At 62.4% G+C, this 16,036-nt stretch carries 15 protein-coding genes; 12 read left to right on the top strand and 3 right to left on the bottom strand.

All coding sequences use genetic code 11. The features are described from left to right. Positions 1-264: 264 nt before the first annotated feature. From dapC to JOD78_RS01405, 8 genes are all read left to right on the top strand, one after another. On the top strand, positions 265-1,476 hold the full coding sequence (dapC, locus tag JOD78_RS01440) for a succinyldiaminopimelate transaminase (RefSeq protein WP_209569070.1): 1,212 nt from the start codon (positions 265-267) through the stop codon (positions 1,474-1,476). A 65-nt stretch (positions 1,477-1,541) separates the two neighbouring features. After that, on the top strand, positions 1,542-2,375 hold the full coding sequence (gene dapD / locus JOD78_RS01435; protein ID WP_039788307.1) for a 2,3,4,5-tetrahydropyridine-2,6-dicarboxylate N-succinyltransferase: 834 nt from the start codon (positions 1,542-1,544) through the stop codon (positions 2,373-2,375). A gap of 118 nt (positions 2,376-2,493) precedes the next feature. Continuing rightward, complete coding sequence (locus tag JOD78_RS01430; RefSeq protein ID WP_121039948.1) at positions 2,494-2,853, top strand: ArsC family reductase; 360 nt, start codon at positions 2,494-2,496, stop codon at positions 2,851-2,853. 2 nt (positions 2,854-2,855) lie between these two features. Further along, complete coding sequence (gene dapE / locus JOD78_RS01425) at positions 2,856-3,983, top strand: succinyl-diaminopimelate desuccinylase (RefSeq protein WP_209569072.1); 1,128 nt, start codon at positions 2,856-2,858, stop codon at positions 3,981-3,983. Between the two features lie 23 nt (positions 3,984-4,006). Further along, a complete protein-coding gene (prmB, locus tag JOD78_RS01420) occupies positions 4,007-4,897 on the top strand; it encodes a 50S ribosomal protein L3 N(5)-glutamine methyltransferase (protein WP_134135288.1) in 891 nt (296 codons plus the stop codon). 51 nt (positions 4,898-4,948) lie between these two features. Beyond that, on the top strand, positions 4,949-6,931 hold the full coding sequence (locus tag JOD78_RS01415; RefSeq protein WP_121039939.1) for an ATP-binding cassette domain-containing protein: 1,983 nt from the start codon (positions 4,949-4,951) through the stop codon (positions 6,929-6,931). A gap of 134 nt (positions 6,932-7,065) precedes the next feature. Further along, the gene (locus tag JOD78_RS01410; protein WP_121039936.1) at positions 7,066-7,869 is read left to right on the top strand and encodes a cystine ABC transporter substrate-binding protein; all 804 of its coding nucleotides are present in this window, start codon (positions 7,066-7,068) and stop codon (positions 7,867-7,869) included. Positions 7,870-7,964: 95 nt separating this feature from the next. Next, complete coding sequence (locus JOD78_RS01405) at positions 7,965-8,624, top strand: amino acid ABC transporter permease (RefSeq protein ID WP_209569075.1); 660 nt, start codon at positions 7,965-7,967, stop codon at positions 8,622-8,624. Positions 8,625-8,739: 115 nt separating this feature from the next. On the opposite strand, the gene JOD78_RS01400 is transcribed toward JOD78_RS01405, so the two are convergent. Continuing rightward, complete coding sequence (locus tag JOD78_RS01400) at positions 8,740-9,021, bottom strand: hypothetical protein (protein ID WP_039788314.1); 282 nt, start codon at positions 9,019-9,021, stop codon at positions 8,740-8,742. Positions 9,022-9,210: 189 nt separating this feature from the next. Here JOD78_RS01400 and ompR point away from each other — a divergent pair, with 189 nt between their 5' ends. The 3 genes from ompR to JOD78_RS01385 are packed head-to-tail and all read left to right on the top strand — an operon-like array spanning position 9,211 to position 11,930. Beyond that, on the top strand, positions 9,211-9,969 hold the full coding sequence (gene ompR, locus JOD78_RS01395; RefSeq protein WP_039788315.1) for a two-component system response regulator OmpR: 759 nt from the start codon (positions 9,211-9,213) through the stop codon (positions 9,967-9,969). Positions 9,970-10,006: 37 nt separating this feature from the next. Next, a complete protein-coding gene (locus tag JOD78_RS01390; protein WP_204725417.1) occupies positions 10,007-11,368 on the top strand; it encodes a sensor histidine kinase in 1,362 nt (453 codons plus the stop codon). Beyond that, positions 11,361-11,930 (top strand): flagellar protein FlhE, encoded by a 570-nt coding sequence (locus JOD78_RS01385; RefSeq protein ID WP_209569077.1) that lies wholly within the window; start codon positions 11,361-11,363, stop codon positions 11,928-11,930. Before JOD78_RS01390 ends, JOD78_RS01385 begins: the two co-directional genes overlap by 8 nt. Before the next feature lie 14 nt (positions 11,931-11,944). On the opposite strand, the gene radA is transcribed toward JOD78_RS01385, so the two are convergent. Next, positions 11,945-13,330 carry a DNA repair protein RadA gene (gene radA, locus JOD78_RS01380; protein WP_034329257.1) on the bottom strand — a complete coding sequence of 462 codons (1,386 nt, stop codon included), beginning with the start codon at positions 13,328-13,330 and terminating at the stop codon, positions 11,945-11,947. Positions 13,331-13,413: 83 nt separating this feature from the next. Then, entirely contained in the window at positions 13,414-14,493 is a 1,080-nt protein-coding gene (gene alr / locus JOD78_RS01375) for an alanine racemase (protein ID WP_209569078.1), read from the bottom strand. 268 nt (positions 14,494-14,761) lie between these two features. On the opposite strand from alr, the gene lplT reads away from it, so the two are divergent. Continuing rightward, positions 14,762-16,033 (top strand): lysophospholipid transporter LplT, encoded by a 1,272-nt coding sequence (lplT, locus tag JOD78_RS01370; protein ID WP_121039922.1) that lies wholly within the window; start codon positions 14,762-14,764, stop codon positions 16,031-16,033. Positions 16,034-16,036: the final 3 nt, after the last annotated feature.

Genomic DNA, 16,036 nt, shown 5'->3' with positions numbered 1-16,036 from the left:
GAATACACCGCGTAACTGTCCCTGATTTTCCGGATTGCACCTTTTCTTTGCCAGCGTGCAGGAAGGTAAACACGCGCCCGATCAGGATCACCACAGCCGTTTTCTTGTGCGCCAGACATGCCAAGGACTCAACACCGGGCCGACCGGGAGCGCGGCAATGCCCTCAAATGACGGTATAATCGCCAACTTTCCCAGCCCTTTGCCGTGGCCGGCCGAGCTCCTCGCGAGACGCTGGCCCGGAAAGCTTTACTCCAGTCCAGCGACGTGAATCCCCTACTCGACAAACTGCAGCCCTATCCCTTCGAAAAGCTCAAGAAGCTCTTCGCCGGCATCACGCCCGACCCGGCTTATCGTCCGATCAGCCTGGGCATCGGCGAGCCCAAGCACCCTACCCCTGCCTTCATCCAGCAGGCGCTGACGGACAACCTGTCTGGCCTGGCCTCGTATCCGGCCACCCTGGGCAGCGACGCCCTGCGCGGTGCGATCGCTGACTGGCTGCAGAAGCGTTACGACATCCCGCGTCCCGATCCGGCCACCGAGATCCTGCCGGTGATCGGTTCGCGCGAGGCCCTGTTCTCGCTGACCCAGACCGTGGTCGATCCGACCATGCCCGGCGCGCTGGTGATGTGCCCCAACCCGTTCTACCAGATCTATGAAGGTTCGGCCTACCTGGCCGGCGCCGAGCCCTACTTCGTCAATTCGGACCCGGCGCGCAACTTTGCGCCCGATTTCAGCCAGGTACCGCAAGAAGTATGGGAACGCGTGCAACTGCTGTTCGTCTGCTCGCCGGGCAACCCGACCGGCGCCGTGCTGACGCTGGAAGACTGGAAGGAACTGTTCGCCCTGTCGGATCGCTATGGTTTCGTGATCGCCTCCGACGAGTGCTATTCCGAGATCTACTTCAAGCAGGATCCGCCGCTGGGGGGCATGCAGGCGGCACGGCTGCTGGGCCGCGACTATCGCAACCTGGTTTCCTTCTCCAGCCTGTCCAAGCGCTCCAACGTGCCGGGCATGCGCTCGGGCTTCGTGGCCGGCGATGCAGCCATCCTCAAGAAATTCCTGCTCTACCGCACCTACCACGGCGCGGCCATGAGCCCGGTGATTCAGGCCGCCTCCGTGCTGGCCTGGCAGGACGAAACCCACGTGCAGGACAACATCGCCAAGTACGTCACCAAGTTCTCCCAGGTGACCCCGCTGCTGCAGGAAGTGATGGACGTCGCCCTGCCCGATGCCGCCTTCTACCTGTGGGCCAAGGTCGACAAGCTGGTCGACATCAGCGACACCGAATTCGCCCGCCGTCTTTACGCCGAATATAATGTCACGGTCTTGCCGGGCAGCTACCTGGCACGCGAAGCGCATGGCGTCAATCCGGGCGCGGGCCGCATCCGCATGGCGCTGGTGGCCGAAGTGGGCGAATGCCTGGAAGCTGCGCAACGCATCGTCGCCTTCACGAAGAAACTGGCCGGCCAGGCTTGAGCTTGTCCGCACCGGCCCCGGTGCCAGTTTCTCTCCCGTTCACACTAGAGTTCATCGATATCAACATGACACAGTCCATTCAGCACATCATCGATCAGGCGTGGGAAGATCGCGCCAGCCTGTCTCCCAAGAGCGCCCCGGCCGACATCCGCAATGCGGTGGCCGAAGTGATCGCAGGCCTGAATGATGGCACCCTGCGCGTGGCCAACCGTCAGGGCGTCGGCCAGTGGGAAGTCAACCAATGGGTGAAGAAGGCCATCCTGCTGTCCTTCCGCCTGGAAGACAACGTGCCGATGTCGGCCGGACCTGGCTATCCGCAGTTCTACGACAAGGTGCCGACCAAGTTCGCCAATTACACTGCGGAAGATTTCGCCAAGGGAGGCTTCCGCGTGGTGCCGCCGGCGGTGGCGCGTCATGGCTCCTTCATTGGCCGCAACGTGGTGCTGATGCCCTCCTACGTCAACATTGGCGCTTACGTCGACGAAGGCACGATGGTCGACACCTGGGCCACCGTCGGTTCGGCGGCCCAGATCGGCAAGAACGTTCACCTTTCCGGTGGCGTCGGCATCGGCGGCGTGCTGGAGCCCGTGCAGGCGGGTCCGGTCATCATTGAAGACAATTGCTTCATCGGTGCCCGTTCGGAAGTGGTCGAAGGCGTCATCATCGAAGAGAACTCGGTGCTGTCCATGGGCGTGTACATCGGCCAGTCGACCAAGATCTACGACCGCGAAACCGGCGAAGTCCACTACGGCCGCGTGCCGGCGGGCTCGGTGGTGGTGCCGGGCAACCTGCCGTCCAAGGATGGCAAGTACAGCCTGTACGCCGCGATCATCGTCAAGAAGGTCGATGCCCAGACCCGCTCCAAGACCTCCATCAACGAACTGCTGCGCGGCGAGTAATTCCGCGCTGCGGCTTTGCTGAAGGCCTGAAGTACCCACGCGCCGCGCCGGTCGTCTCGCACACCGGCGCGGCGTCGTGTTCTGGCCCCCGATAGCCAGCCCCATTGAGAAAGCGAACATGAGCGACAAGATCACCCTTTTTGGCATTCCCAACTGCGACACCGTCAAGAAAGCCCGCGTGTGGCTGGACGAGCAAGGCATCGCCTTTCACTTCCACGATTTCAAGAAGGCCGGCCTCACTGCCGAACAGGCCCGGGCCTGGCTGAAGGACGTGGAGCGCGACGTGCTGGTCAACCGCAAGGGGACCACGTGGCGCGCCCTGCCGGATGAGCGCAAGGCCGCCATCACCGATGACGCCGCTGCGGTGGCCCTGATGGTGGAAAACCCGTCGGTGGTGAAGCGCCCGGTGCTGTTCGATGGCAAGCAGTATCACGTCGGCTTCAAGGCCGATCAGTATCAACACATTTTCGAGAAATGATCATGAGCAAGACGCTGGCCCTGACCCAGGAATTGATGTCCCTTTCTTCCGTCACCCCCGAAGACAAAGGCTGCCAGGCGCGGCTGGCGGAATTGCTCGCGCCGCTGGGCTTCGTCTGCGAGACCATCCAGTCCGGCGACGTCACCAATCTGTGGGCGCGCAAGGGAACGGCGCAGCCGCTGGTGGTCTTTGCCGGCCACACCGACGTGGTGCCCACCGGCCCGCTGGAGAAGTGGCAGTCGCATCCCTTCCAGCCGACCCTGCGCGATGGCCGCCTTTATGGCCGTGGCGCGTCCGACATGAAGACATCGATTGCCGCCATGGTGGTGGCTTGCGAAGAGTTCACGGCGGCCCATCCCGATCACAAGGGTTCGATCGGCTTCCTCATCACCAGCGACGAAGAAGGCCCGGCCATCGATGGCACGGTCGTCGTCTGCAATGCCCTCAAGGCGCGCGGCGAACAGCTGGATTACTGCATCGTCGGCGAGCCGACCTCGGCCAAGACCCTGGGCGACATGATCAAGAACGGCCGCCGCGGCACCATGTCGGGCAAGCTGACCGTCAAGGGCATCCAGGGCCATATCGCCTATCCGCAACTGGCGCGCAATCCCATCCACCAGGCTGCGCCGGCACTGGCCGAACTGGTGGCCGAGCAGTGGGATGCGGGCAATGAATACTACCTGCCGACTTCCTGGCAGATCTCCAACATCCACGGCGGCACCGGCGCTTCCAACGTGATCCCGGGCGAAGTGGTGATCGACTTCAACTTCCGCTTCTCCACCGCCAGCACCGTGGAAGGTTTGCAGCAGCGCGTGCATGCCATCCTCGACAAGCATGGCCTGGAATACGACCTGAAGTGGACCGTTGGCGGCCTGCCCTTCCTGACCCCGCGCGGCGACCTGTCGGATGCGCTGTCCAAGGCGATCAAGGAAGAGACCGGACTGGACACCGAACTGTCGACCACCGGTGGCACCTCAGACGGCCGCTTCATCGCCCAGATCTGCCCGCAGGTGATCGAGTTCGGTCCGCCCAATGACAGCATCCACAAGATCGATGAGCACATCGAAGTGCGCTATATCGATCCCCTGAAGAACATCTACCGCAAGACGCTGGAAAACCTGCTGGCGTAAGCCCAAGCATTGAAGAGAACATCATGACCCCCAACAATTTCTCCACCGTGCGCGACCTGCTGCGCTACGCCGTGACCCGCTTCAACACCGAGCAACTGTTCTTCGGCCACGGCAGCAGCAATGCGCTCGACGAGGCAGCCTACCTGATCCTGCATACGCTCAAATTGCCGCTGGATCAGCTCGATCCCTTCCTCGATGCGCGTCTGCTCCCCGAGGAAATCGCGTCCGTCATGCGCGTGATCGAACGCCGCAGCAAGGACCGCGTCCCGGCGGCCTACATCACCAATGAAGCCTGGCTGGGCGCATATCGCTTCTACGTGGATGAACGCGTGATCGTGCCGCGTTCCTTCATCGCCGAACTGATTCCGCAGCATTTCTCGCCCTGGATCCAGGATCCGGAAGCCATCGTCAACGCGCTGGACCTGTGTACCGGTTCCGGTTGCCTGCCGATCCTGCTGGCTGATGCCTTCCCGAACGCGCAGATCGATGCGGTCGACATCTCTGCCGATGCGCTGGCCGTGGCGCGCAAGAATGTGGACGAATACCAGTTGCAGGAGCGCATCAACCTGGTCGAGTCCGACCTGTACACGCAACTGCCGCTGCGCAAGTATGACTTGATCATCAGCAATCCGCCCTATGTGAATTCCGGTTCCATGAGCAAGCTGCCCCAGGAATACCTGCGCGAACCGCAACTGGCCCTGGCCGGTGGCGAGGATGGCATGGACCTGGTACGCAAGATCGTCGCCGGCGCCGCCGAGCGCCTCACGCCCGAAGGCGTGCTGGTGGTCGAGATCGGCAATGAGCGCGCCTTCGCCGAAGCGGCCTTCCCGGAACTGGAACTGACCTGGCTGACCACCAGTGCCGGTGACGACATGGTGTTCCTGGTCACGGCCGAACAACTGCAACTGGCCTGACCCTGAGCGTCAGCATCCGCGTTAGCGCGCTCCAACGATTGTGAATCACCGATGATCCGTTTCCAGCAAGTTTCCCTCCAGCGCGGCGTCAAGCCGCTCCTGGACAATGTCGACCTGACGCTCAATCCGGGCGACAAGATCGGCCTGATCGGTGCCAATGGCGCCGGCAAGTCCAGCCTGTTCGCCATGCTGCGCGGCGAGCTGCATGCCGACCAGGGCAATGTCGATTTCCCGGCGCGCTGGCGCATGGCCTACGTCGCGCAGGAAACGCCGGCGCTGGATCGTCCCGCCATCGAGTACGCCATCGATGGCGACGCTCACCTGCGTCAGCTGGAAGCCGATCTGGCCCGCGCCGAAGCGCAGCCGGACGACAAACACGACGGCAACCATATCGCCGAGCTGCATACCGCGTTGGCCGATGCCGATGCCTACACCGTACGCTCGCGCGCCGAGCAATTGCTGCTGGGTCTGGGCTTTTCGCTGGAGCAAATGGCGCGGCCGGTGGCCAGCTTCTCCGGCGGCTGGCGCATGCGCCTGAACCTGGCGCAGGCACTGATGTGCCCGTCCGACCTGCTGCTGCTGGACGAACCGACCAACCACCTGGACCTGGATGCCATCATCTGGCTGGAAGACTGGTTGAAGCGCTACGCGGGCACCCTGCTCATCATTTCCCACGACCGCGATTTCCTGGATGGCGTGGTGAACGTGATCGTTCATATCGATGATCGAAAACTGAAGCGCTATTCCGGCAACTACAGCAGCTTCGAGCGCCAGCGCTCGGCCCAGCTGGAACTGATGGCGGGCATGATCGAGAAGCAGCAGCGCCAGCGCGCGCACCTGCAATCCTTCATCGACCGCTTCAAGGCCAAGGCCACCAAGGCCAGACAGGCGCAGAGCCGCATGAAAGCCCTGTCGAAGATGGAAGAGCTGGCACCGCTGCGGGCGGCCGCCGAATTCTCCTTCGAATTCCGTGAGCCCCTGTCGGCACCTAATCCGCTGCTGGTGATGGAAAAGGTCAACGCGGGTTATCACATCAAGGGCAAGAATGGCGCGCCCGATGAAGACAAGATCATCGTGCATGGCATCGATTTCTCGCTGCAGAGTGGGCAGCGCATTGGTCTGCTGGGCGTCAACGGCGCGGGCAAGTCCACGCTCATCAAGACCGTGGCCGGCGAGATCGATCCGCTGTCCGGTACGGCCCGCCTGGGCAAGGGACTGGTGATCGGCTACTTCGCCCAGCATCAGGTGGAAATGCTGCGCCATGACGAATCGCCGCTATGGCACCTGACCCGTCTGGCACCGGATGTGCGCGAGCAGGAACTGCGCAACTTCCTGGGCAGCTTCAATTTCAACGGCACCATGGCGACCTCCTCCATCGCTCCCTTCTCGGGCGGAGAAAAGGCGCGCCTGGCGCTGGCTCTGATTGTCTGGCAGCGCCCCAACCTGCTGCTGCTGGATGAACCGACCAACCACCTGGATCTGGAAACCCGCGAAGCGCTCACCATGGCGCTGGCACAGTTCGAAGGCACGCTGGTGCTGGTCTCCCACGATCGCCACCTGCTGCGCGCCACGACCGACCAGTTCCTGATCGTGGCCGAAGGCAAGCTGCAACCCTTCGATGGCGACCTCGACGACTACAAGGACTGGCTCTTCAAGACCAAGCTGGCCGCCCGCAACGATGCGGCGGCTGCCGCGCCGCTGCCCACGGCCAGCCAGCCGGTGGCCGAGGCCCCGGCCTCGCTGGTGGACCGTAAGGAACAGAAGCGTCTGGAGGCCGAGCAGCGCCAGAAGATGTCGGCCCTCAAAAAACCGATTGAGGCCCGCATCAAGCGCCTCGACGAACAGATCGCCAAGCTCAATGCGCGCAAGGGAGAGATCGATGCGCGCCTGGCCAGCCCGGATATCTACGACGCCGCCAACAAGGAAGAACTCAAGACGCTCATCACCGACCAGGCCTATTGCAGCAAGGAGCTGGACCAGCTTGAAAATGAATGGCTGGAACAGCAGGAGGCGCTGGAGCAATTGCAGGCCTGAGCTGCGGAACCGCGTCGGGCATAAGCTTTCTACATCAAAGTATTAAGCCAGCCCTTGCAGTTCGGCAAAACGAGGGCATCATTGCGCCCTGGCCGCAGTTTTTGTGGCGAAAGTTTTTATAAGGACATGAACATATGAAGAAGAATATCAAGCAATGGCTGCTGGCCGGTGTCGGCGCAACCCTGCTGGCGTCCAGCCTGAGCGTATCGGCGGCCGACCTGCTGGAATCGGTCAAGAGCAGCGGCACGCTGAAGGTGGCGCTGGAAGGCAACTACCCGCCGTTCAACTTCAAGGATGCCAAGACCGGAGAACTGACCGGTTTTGAAGTCGACGTGGCCAAACTGCTGGCGGCCAAGCTCGGCGTCAAGCCGGTCTTCACGACCACCGAATGGAGCGGCATCCTGGCCGGTCTGGGCGCAGGCAAGTACGACGTCATCATCAACCAGGTCGGCATCACCGACGAGCGCCAGAAGGCTTTCGACTTCTCCGATCCGTACACCCTCTCCAGCGCCCAGCTGATCGTGCGCAAGGATGAAAAGCGCGAATTCAAGAGCCTGGACGACCTGAAGGGCAAGAAGCTGGGCCTGGGTCAGGGCACCAACTTCGAACAGAAGGCCAAGGCCGTGGCCGGCATCGACGTGCGCACCTATCCGGGTTCGCCCGAGTACCTCGCTGACCTGGCCGCCGGTCGCATCGATGCTGCCCTGAACGACAGCCTGCTGGTCGGCTACATCCTGAAGTCGACCAACCTGCCGCTTAAGGCTGGCAGCCCGATCGGCACCGTCGACAAGATCGGTATTCCCTTCCGCAAGGGCAATCCGGAGTTCAAGGCTGCACTGAACAAGGCCCTGGCCGACATCAAGGCGGACGGCAGCTTCAAGGCCGCTTCCGAGAAGTGGTTCGGCATTGACGTGAGCCAGCCGCCGAAAGCACAATAAGGCGCGCCTGAACTGGCGCTCCCTGCCGCCCGGCACGTTCCGGGCGGACCGACTTATCCCCGCATCGCGGGGATAATTTTTTTATTCGAATGCTTATGGAAATCATCGAACTGCTGCAGCAAGCCGCCCCGACCCTGGCCAAGGGCGTGGGCTACACCCTGCTCTTCGCGCTGGCCTCGATGGTCGGCGGCCTGGTGCTGGGCTTCGTGCTGGCGGTGGCACGCATCGTTCCCTGGCGGCCCATCCACTGGCCGGCTGCCGTGTACGTCAGCATGATGCGTGGCACGCCGCTGCTGGTGCAGATCTTCGTGGTCTATTACGGCTTGCCGGGGATCGGGATCGAATTCTCGCCGCTGACGGCGGGGGTGCTGACCCTGAGCCTCAACGCCGGCGCTTACCTCTCGGAAAGCCTGCGCGGTGCCATCCTAGGGGTGACGCATGGTCAGTGGAATGCGTCTTACAGCGTGGGACTGACGTATTTCCAGACGCTGCGCTACATCATCGTGCCGCAGGCAGTGCGCATAGCCGTGCCCTCGATGAGCAATACCCTGATCAGCCTGATCAAGGATACTTCGCTGGTATCAGTCATCACGGTGACCGAATTGATGCTGGCAACCAAGGAAGTCATTGCGGTGACCTTCCGCCCGCTCCCGCTGTATCTGGCGGCGGCAGCCATTTACTGGATCCTGAGCCTGTGCTTCGAAGCCTTGCAGCACCGGCTGGAGAAGCGGCTGGGCAAGGGGCACCAGCACTGATCGCGGCCACCCGCTGATCGCCCAGCCCCAAAGCAAAAAGCCCGAATGCGATGCACTCGGGCTTTTTCGTCAGCTTTTTGTTGACCGGGGCGGGAATCTTTCACCCGCGCGGAACTCAACGCTTGACGCGGTAGATATCCTGGCCGACTTCATTGATCTGGCGGCGCAGTTCGCGGCGTTCATCGGCACTGAGCTTGCCGTTGCGGCGCTGGTCCTGGTCGCTGGCGATCTGGTTGCGGTGATCTTGCGGGTTGAAGTCACCGGCATGCTGCCTGAAGTCGCCCGGCTGCCCCGGCATCGGCCGGCCGCCCTGCGGAGGGCCAGCCAGCGCGGCCGCTCCCACACCGAGCGCCAGCATCGCTGCCAGACATAGCTTGTTGACGACTGCAATCTTCATAATGCGATTTTTTCCGGAGACAGAGAATCAGGGAAGAGAAAGCGGTATCGACGTTGCTTTCCCGACGTGATTCCAGTTTAGGCCGCAGGCCGCGATGGTATAAGATGATTAAGGTAAGGTATGTAACAGTTTGTAATGGATCAACAGCCCCGACTTGCTCAAAATCGCCAAGACGCTACCATAGGCAACATGAATACGACCAACGGCAATACTAATACGACAACATCCGCCAATCAATTCAAAGTGTTGGTGGTGGATGACGACATCCGCTTGCGCGATCTGCTGCGCCGCTATCTGACCGAGCAGGGTTTCAATGTGGTCACGGCGGAAAACGCCCAGGCCATGAACAAGCTCTGGATCCGCGAACGCTACGACCTGCTGGTGCTGGACCTGATGCTGCCCGGCGAAGATGGCCTGGCCATCTGCCGCCGCCTGCGCGGTGCCGGCGACCAGACGCCCATCATCATGCTCACCGCCAAGGGCGAGGACGTGGACCGCATCATCGGTCTGGAAATGGGCGCGGACGACTACCTGCCCAAGCCCTTCAACCCGCGCGAACTGGTGGCGCGCATCAATGCGGTGCTGCGCCGCAAGGGTCCGGATGAACTGCCGGGTGCGCCTTCGGAAACCCCGGAAACCTTCGAATTCGGCGACTTCATCCTCGACCTGGGTACCCGTACCCTGAAGAAGAACGGCGAAACCATTTCCCTGACCACCGGCGAATTCTCGGTACTGAAAGTATTTGCACGCAACGCCCGCCAGCCGCTGTCGCGTGAAAAGCTGATGGAAATGGCGCGCGGCCGCGAATATGAAGTTTTTGACCGCAGCCTGGACGTGCAGATCTCGCGCCTGCGCAAGCTGATCGAACCCGATCCGGCCAATCCGCTGTACATCCAGACCGTGTGGGGCCTGGGCTATGTCTTCATCCCGGAAGGGAAACCGCGCTGATCTCCCGCTTCACCCCTGACCTGCAGGCCGTTTGCCGATGAAAACCCGCCCTCAATCCGGATGGTTCAGCAACGGCCTGTTCTGGCGCACCTTCTTCCTCCTGACCTTCCTGATCACCGCCAGCATGGTGGCCTGGGTGGCCAGCTTTCGCATGGTCGAACGCGGACCGCGTGCGGAACAGCTGGCCGCGCAGATCGTCTCGGTGGTCACCATCACCCGTGCGGCACTGACGCACTCGGCCCCCGAGATGCGCCGGGAACTGCTGTTCGACCTGGCCAGCAATGAAGGTATCCGCATCTATCCGCTGGAAAAGAGCGACCGCATCGTCCCGCCCGAGGACTCGCCCATCATCCCGGAACTGGAGTACTACGTGCGCCAGTCGCTGGATGAGAACACCATCTTCGCCTCCAGCGTGAATGAAGTGGAAGGCTTCTGGATCAGTTTCAATATCGACGATGACCAGTATTGGCTGATGCTCGACCGCGGAAGGCTGGACCGCACGTCCGGCCTGCAATGGCTGGGCTGGGGCTCGATCGCGCTGTTCCTGTCGCTGATCGGTGCGGTCTTCATCTCCACCCTCATCAACCAGCCGCTGGCGCGGCTGACGGCGGCCGCTCGCGCCATTGCCAAGGGCCGCCAGCCCGAGCCGCTGCCGGAATCCGGCCCGACCGAGATCGAGGAAGCCAACCGCAGCTTCAACCAGATGGTGGCCGACCTCAATCGCATCGAATCGGATCGCGCCCTCATCCTGGCCGGCATCTCGCACGACCTGCGCACGCCCCTGGCACGCATGCAACTGGAAGTGGAGATGGCCAACCTGTCCGATGAATCGCGCGACGGCATGCATTCGGACCTGGCACAGATGGACAGCATCATCGGCCAGTTCCTCGACTACGCGAAGCCATTCGATGCCAACAGTCTGGAAAGCATCGACCTGGCCGGCGTGCTGGAAGACGTGGCCGCCAAGTCTGCGCGCCTGTCGGACGTGAAGCTCACTACCGAGATCACGCCCGCCACCGAAGTCGCCGGCAATGGCACCGAGCTGGCGCGTGTCTTCAGCAACCTGATCGAGAATGCGCGCCGCTACGGCAAGACGCCCGGCACCGACTGCGCAGAAATTCATCTGCGCAGCCGCATCGAAGGACATCAGGTGGTGGTGGAAGTGTTCGACCATGGCTCGGGCGTGCCCGAGAGCGAGTGCGAACGCCTGCTGCGCCCCTTCACCCGGCTCGATACCGCACGCGGCCAGGCCAATGGTTCCGGCCTGGGACTGGCGATCGTCAACCGCATCGTGCTCAAGCACAATGGCAAGCTGCTGTTGAAGGGACATGAAGACACCCACGGCGGCCTGCTGATCCAGATTTCCCTGCCCTTGAAGGGCCATCGCCGCCATGCCTGAGCGGTCCCTCCACTGGCGGCACCTGCCCTGCCTGCTGGCAGCCGCCCTGCCCGTCCTGGCCATGGCCCAGACCTATGCGGATCGCAACCTGAGCATGCACGCTGCCGGCGGTGAGGGCAGCAAGCGTCCCATCGTGATCATTTCGCCGGTCATTCCAAACGGTCCCTCACCGCTCAGCATTGCCCCGCCACAGGGCGGTCCGGCAGGGGCTTATGCTTCCGACGAGCCAGGCCCGGACATCCGCGCCCGCAACGCCGACTACATCACGCAATTCAAGGTGGTGGGACAGATACCGGCCGGCGCAATCATCCGCAAGGTCAGCTGGCGCTATACGCTGGCCAGCAAGCCGCCCGGTTTCGAGGCCAAACTTTGCTGGAAGGATGCCGGGGTATGCTGGGACGTAAGCCAGGCCAATGCCGGCAGTACCGAATTCTTCAATGGCCGCGACGCCGGCCAGCCTTTCCAGCTGCACTACAGCGTGCGCGGAACGGCCCGCACAGGTGAACCGCCCATCAAGGGCGAAATGAACCAGGTCATCGTCACTTTCGACGCGCCAGGCTGATTCAGTGATCCGGTTCAGGCAGCGTAATCGTCGATCTCGCGCGCCTTCTGCAGAGCATCGTCGATGCGCTCCACCGGAATCACCTTCAATCCCTCAATAGCCTGCTTGGGTGCATTGGCCTTGGGGATGACCGCAATCGAGAAGCCCAGCTTGGCGGCCTCGCGCAGCCGCTCCTGGCCGCGTGGCGCTGGGCGGATCTCCCCAGCCAGGCCCACTTCACCGAACACCACCAATCCGCGCGGCAAGGGCTTGTTGCGCATGGAGGAATTGATCGCCAGCAGCACCGCCAAGTCGGCCGCCGGTTCGGTAATCTTCACCCCGCCGACCGCATTGATGAAGACATCCTGATCAAAGGCCGCCACGCCCGCATGCCGGTGCAGCACCGCCAGCAGCATGGCCAGGCGGTTCTGCTCCAGGCCGACCGACAGGCGGCGCGCGTTGGGAACGTGCGAGCTGTCCACCAGGGCCTGGATTTCCACCAGCAGCGGACGCGTGCCTTCCTGAGTCACCATGACGCAGGAGCCGGGGACCTGGTTTTCGTGCTGCGAAAGGAACAGCGCCGAAGGGTTGGAGACCCCTTTCAAGCCCTTCTCGGTCATCGCAAACACGCCCAGTTCATTCACGGCTCCGAAGCGGTTCTTGAAGGCGCGCACCAGGCGGAAGCTGGAATGCGTATCGCCTTCGAAGTACAGCACCGTATCGACGATGTGCTCCAGCACGCGCGGACCGGCCAGCGCGCCTTCCTTGGTGACATGGCCGACCATGATGATGGTGATGCCGGAAGTCTTGGCGACCCGCGTCAGTTGCGCCGCGCATTCGCGCACCTGCGCCACCGAGCCGGGAGCCGAGGTCAGCGCATCGGAATAAATGGTCTGGATGGAGTCGATCACGGCCACTTCGGGCTTGTGCTCGGCCAGCGTGGCGAGGATCTTTTCCAGCTGGATCTCGGCCTGCAATTGCAGTTCACGGGCATCCACCGCCAGGCGCTTGGCGCGCAAGGCGATCTGCGAACCGGACTCTTCGCCGCTCACATAGAGTACCTTCTTGAGCCGAGAGATATTGGCCAGCGCCTGCAGCAGCAAGGTCGACTTGCCGATGCCGGGATCGCCGCCGATCAGCGCCACTCCGCCCGGCACCAGGCCACCGCCCAGCACACGGTCGAATTCCTCGATCCCAGTGCCAAAGCGCGGCACGTCGATCGCTTCGATATCGGCCAGGCTCAGTACCGGTGCGGTCTGCGCCAGGCTTTGCGGCGTCGACGAATAGCGATTCCCGCCACCGCTCTCCACCAGCGTCTCAACCAGGGTATTCCACTGGCCGCAGGCCGGACACTGGCCGGCCCATTTGTTGCTGACCCCGCCGCATTCGGTGCAGGTGTAATTGGTCTTGACCTTCGCCATCGTCGCCTTGCTGCTTTCTGCTCTACTTGGGTATGCCTGCTGAGCCTTCCCGGAAATCTGCCAGGAAGTTCATCTTTTTTCGTTCAGTCCACTTCACGTACCGCCACCCGTGGGGCCAGTGCGCACATCAGTTCATATCCGATCGTACCCGCCGCAAATGCGACCTCATCGATGGGCAATTGCTGGCCCCACAGCTCGACGCGACTGCCCACGCTGGCGCCGGGAAGTTCGGTCAGGTCCACGCACAGCATGTCCATCGAGACCCGCCCGACGGTGCCGGTCTTGATACCGTCGACCAGCACGGGCGTGCCGGTCGGTGCATGGCGCGGATAGCCGTCGGCATAGCCGCAGGCGACCACGCCGATACGCATCGGCTTGTCCGCCACGAAGCGGCTGCCGTAGCCGATGGCTTCGCCCGGGGGGATGTCCTGCACGCCGATGATCTGGCTTTCCAGCGTCATCGCCGCGCGCAGTCCGAAGTCGGCGGCACTGCCACCGCCCGGGGTACCGCCGTACAGCATGATGCCGGGGCGTACCCAGTCATGGGCCAGCTCGCCATGCATCAGGTCGGCAGCGGAATTGCAAAGGCTGCGCGGACCCGGCAGCCCTTCGGTACCGGCCTGGAAGCGGCGTACCTGCTCGCTCAGCGGCAAGGACGGGTTGAGCGCATCGTCGGCATTGGCGAAGTGGGTCATCATGGTGATGCTGCGCACGCTGGCGATCTTGCTCACGCGCGCATGGGCGGCGTGAAAGGCCTCGGGCTTGAAACCCAGGCGGTTCATGCCGCTGTTCATCTTCAGGTGCACATGAAAGGCGGCGTCGCTGACGAATTGTTCCAAAAGCGCGATCTGCTCATCGCAATGCACGGCGAACTGGATGTCGTAGCGGGCCAGCACCGGCAGGTCCTCGGCATCGAAGAACCCTTCCAGCAACAGGATGGGCTTGGTCCAGCCCAGCTCTCGCAGGCGAACGGCATAATCCGGTTCGACCAGCGCCAGGCCGTCGGCATCGGCGAAACCGCGCATGGCGCGTTCCAGCCCGTGACCGTAGCCATTGGCCTTGAGCACGCCCCAGACGCGGGCGTTGGGCGCATGGGCGCGGGCGACGGCAAGATTGTGTTGAAGTGCGGAAATGCTGATGGAAGCGACGATCGGTCTTGGCATGATATCCAGTGGCAGTAACGAGGGCAGATGGCTCACAGAGGGCGTTCGCGGGTAGGCGAACGGCCGATCTCGGCTGGCAATGCGCACGGCGAGCGGCAAGGCCGCCATGGGCCTGCCTGTCGCGGTTCGCCCGGAAGTTTTTGTCCAGCGGGGAACAAGCGGGCATTTTACCGGACGAACATCTTTATGGTTTGACTTATGACGGAGCGTGCATGGTTTCATGGTATAAAGCTACCCGGACATCATTTGTTATACATCTTGGACAGGGATGAATCGCGGTTTCTATACCATCATGGCGGCGCAGTTCTTTTCGTCGCTCGCCGATAACGCGCTGCTGATCGCCGCCATCGCCCTACTTGCCGAAATGCATTCGCCAGCGTGGATGACCCCGCTGCTGAAGCTGTTTTTCGTGCTTTCCTATGTGCTGCTGGCGGCGTTCGTGGGTGCCTTCGCCGACGCCTTCCCCAAGGGCAAGGTCATGTTGATCACCAACATGATCAAGATCGTCGGTTGTTCCCTCATGTTCTTTACCGTGCATCCGCTGCTGGCGTATGCCGTGGTCGGATTCGGCGCGGCGGCCTATTCACCGGCCAAGTACGGGATCCTCACCGAACTGCTGCCGCCGGAAAAACTGGTCGCGGCCAACGGCTGGATCGAGGGGCTGACGGTGGGCTCCATCATCATGGGCACGGTCCTCGGCGGGGCGCTGGTCAATCCCAAGATTTCAGCGGTGATCCTCAGCTTCGACTTCCCGATGGTCGACCTGCCCATTGACACCCCCACCGAAGCGGCCCTGTGCATCATCTCCTGCATCTACATCGTCGCCGCCCTCTTCAACTTCTACATTCCTGATACCGGTGCCCGCTACGAGCACCAGGAACGCAATCCCATCCGTCTCATCGTCGATTTCGCCGGCTGCTTCACCACCCTGTGGAAGGACAAGCTCGGCCAGATTTCGCTGGCCGTGACCACGCTCTTCTGGGGTGCCGGGGCGACATTGCAGTTCATCGTTCTGAAATGGGCGGAAAAGTCGCTGCACATGCCGCTGGACAAGGCCGCCATCCTGCAGGGTATCGTCGCCGTGGGTGTTGCCCTGGGTGCAGTGGCCGCCGCCCGCTTCGTGCCGCTCAAGAAATCGCTGACCGTCATGCCGCTGGGCATCATCATGGGCATCGTGGTGATGCTGATGACCACCACCACCTCGGTGTGGGTGGCCTACCCGCTTCTGGTGATCGTGGGCGCGCTGTCGGGCTACTTCGTGGTGCCGATGAACGCCCTGCTGCAGCATCGTGGCCACGTGCTCATGAGCGCAGGCCATTCGATTGCCGTCCAGAACTTCAACGAGAACCTCTCGGTGCTGACCATGCTGGTGCTGTATGCCTTCATGGTGCGCATGAACCTGGATGTGAATACCGTCATCATCATCTTCGGCTCCTTCGTGGCCGGCATCATGTATCTCATCATGCGCCGCCATGCCGCCAACCAGCGCGAGCATGACTCGCTGGCGCTGATCGGCGAGGACAAGCATCCCCACCACTGATTT

The sequence above is a fragment of the Herbaspirillum sp. 1130 genome (assembly GCF_017833835.1).
In the GTDB taxonomy this organism is placed as follows: Bacteria; Pseudomonadota; Gammaproteobacteria; order Burkholderiales; family Burkholderiaceae_D; genus Herbaspirillum; species Herbaspirillum huttiense.
This window is presented reverse-complemented; position numbering and strand designations above follow the sequence as displayed.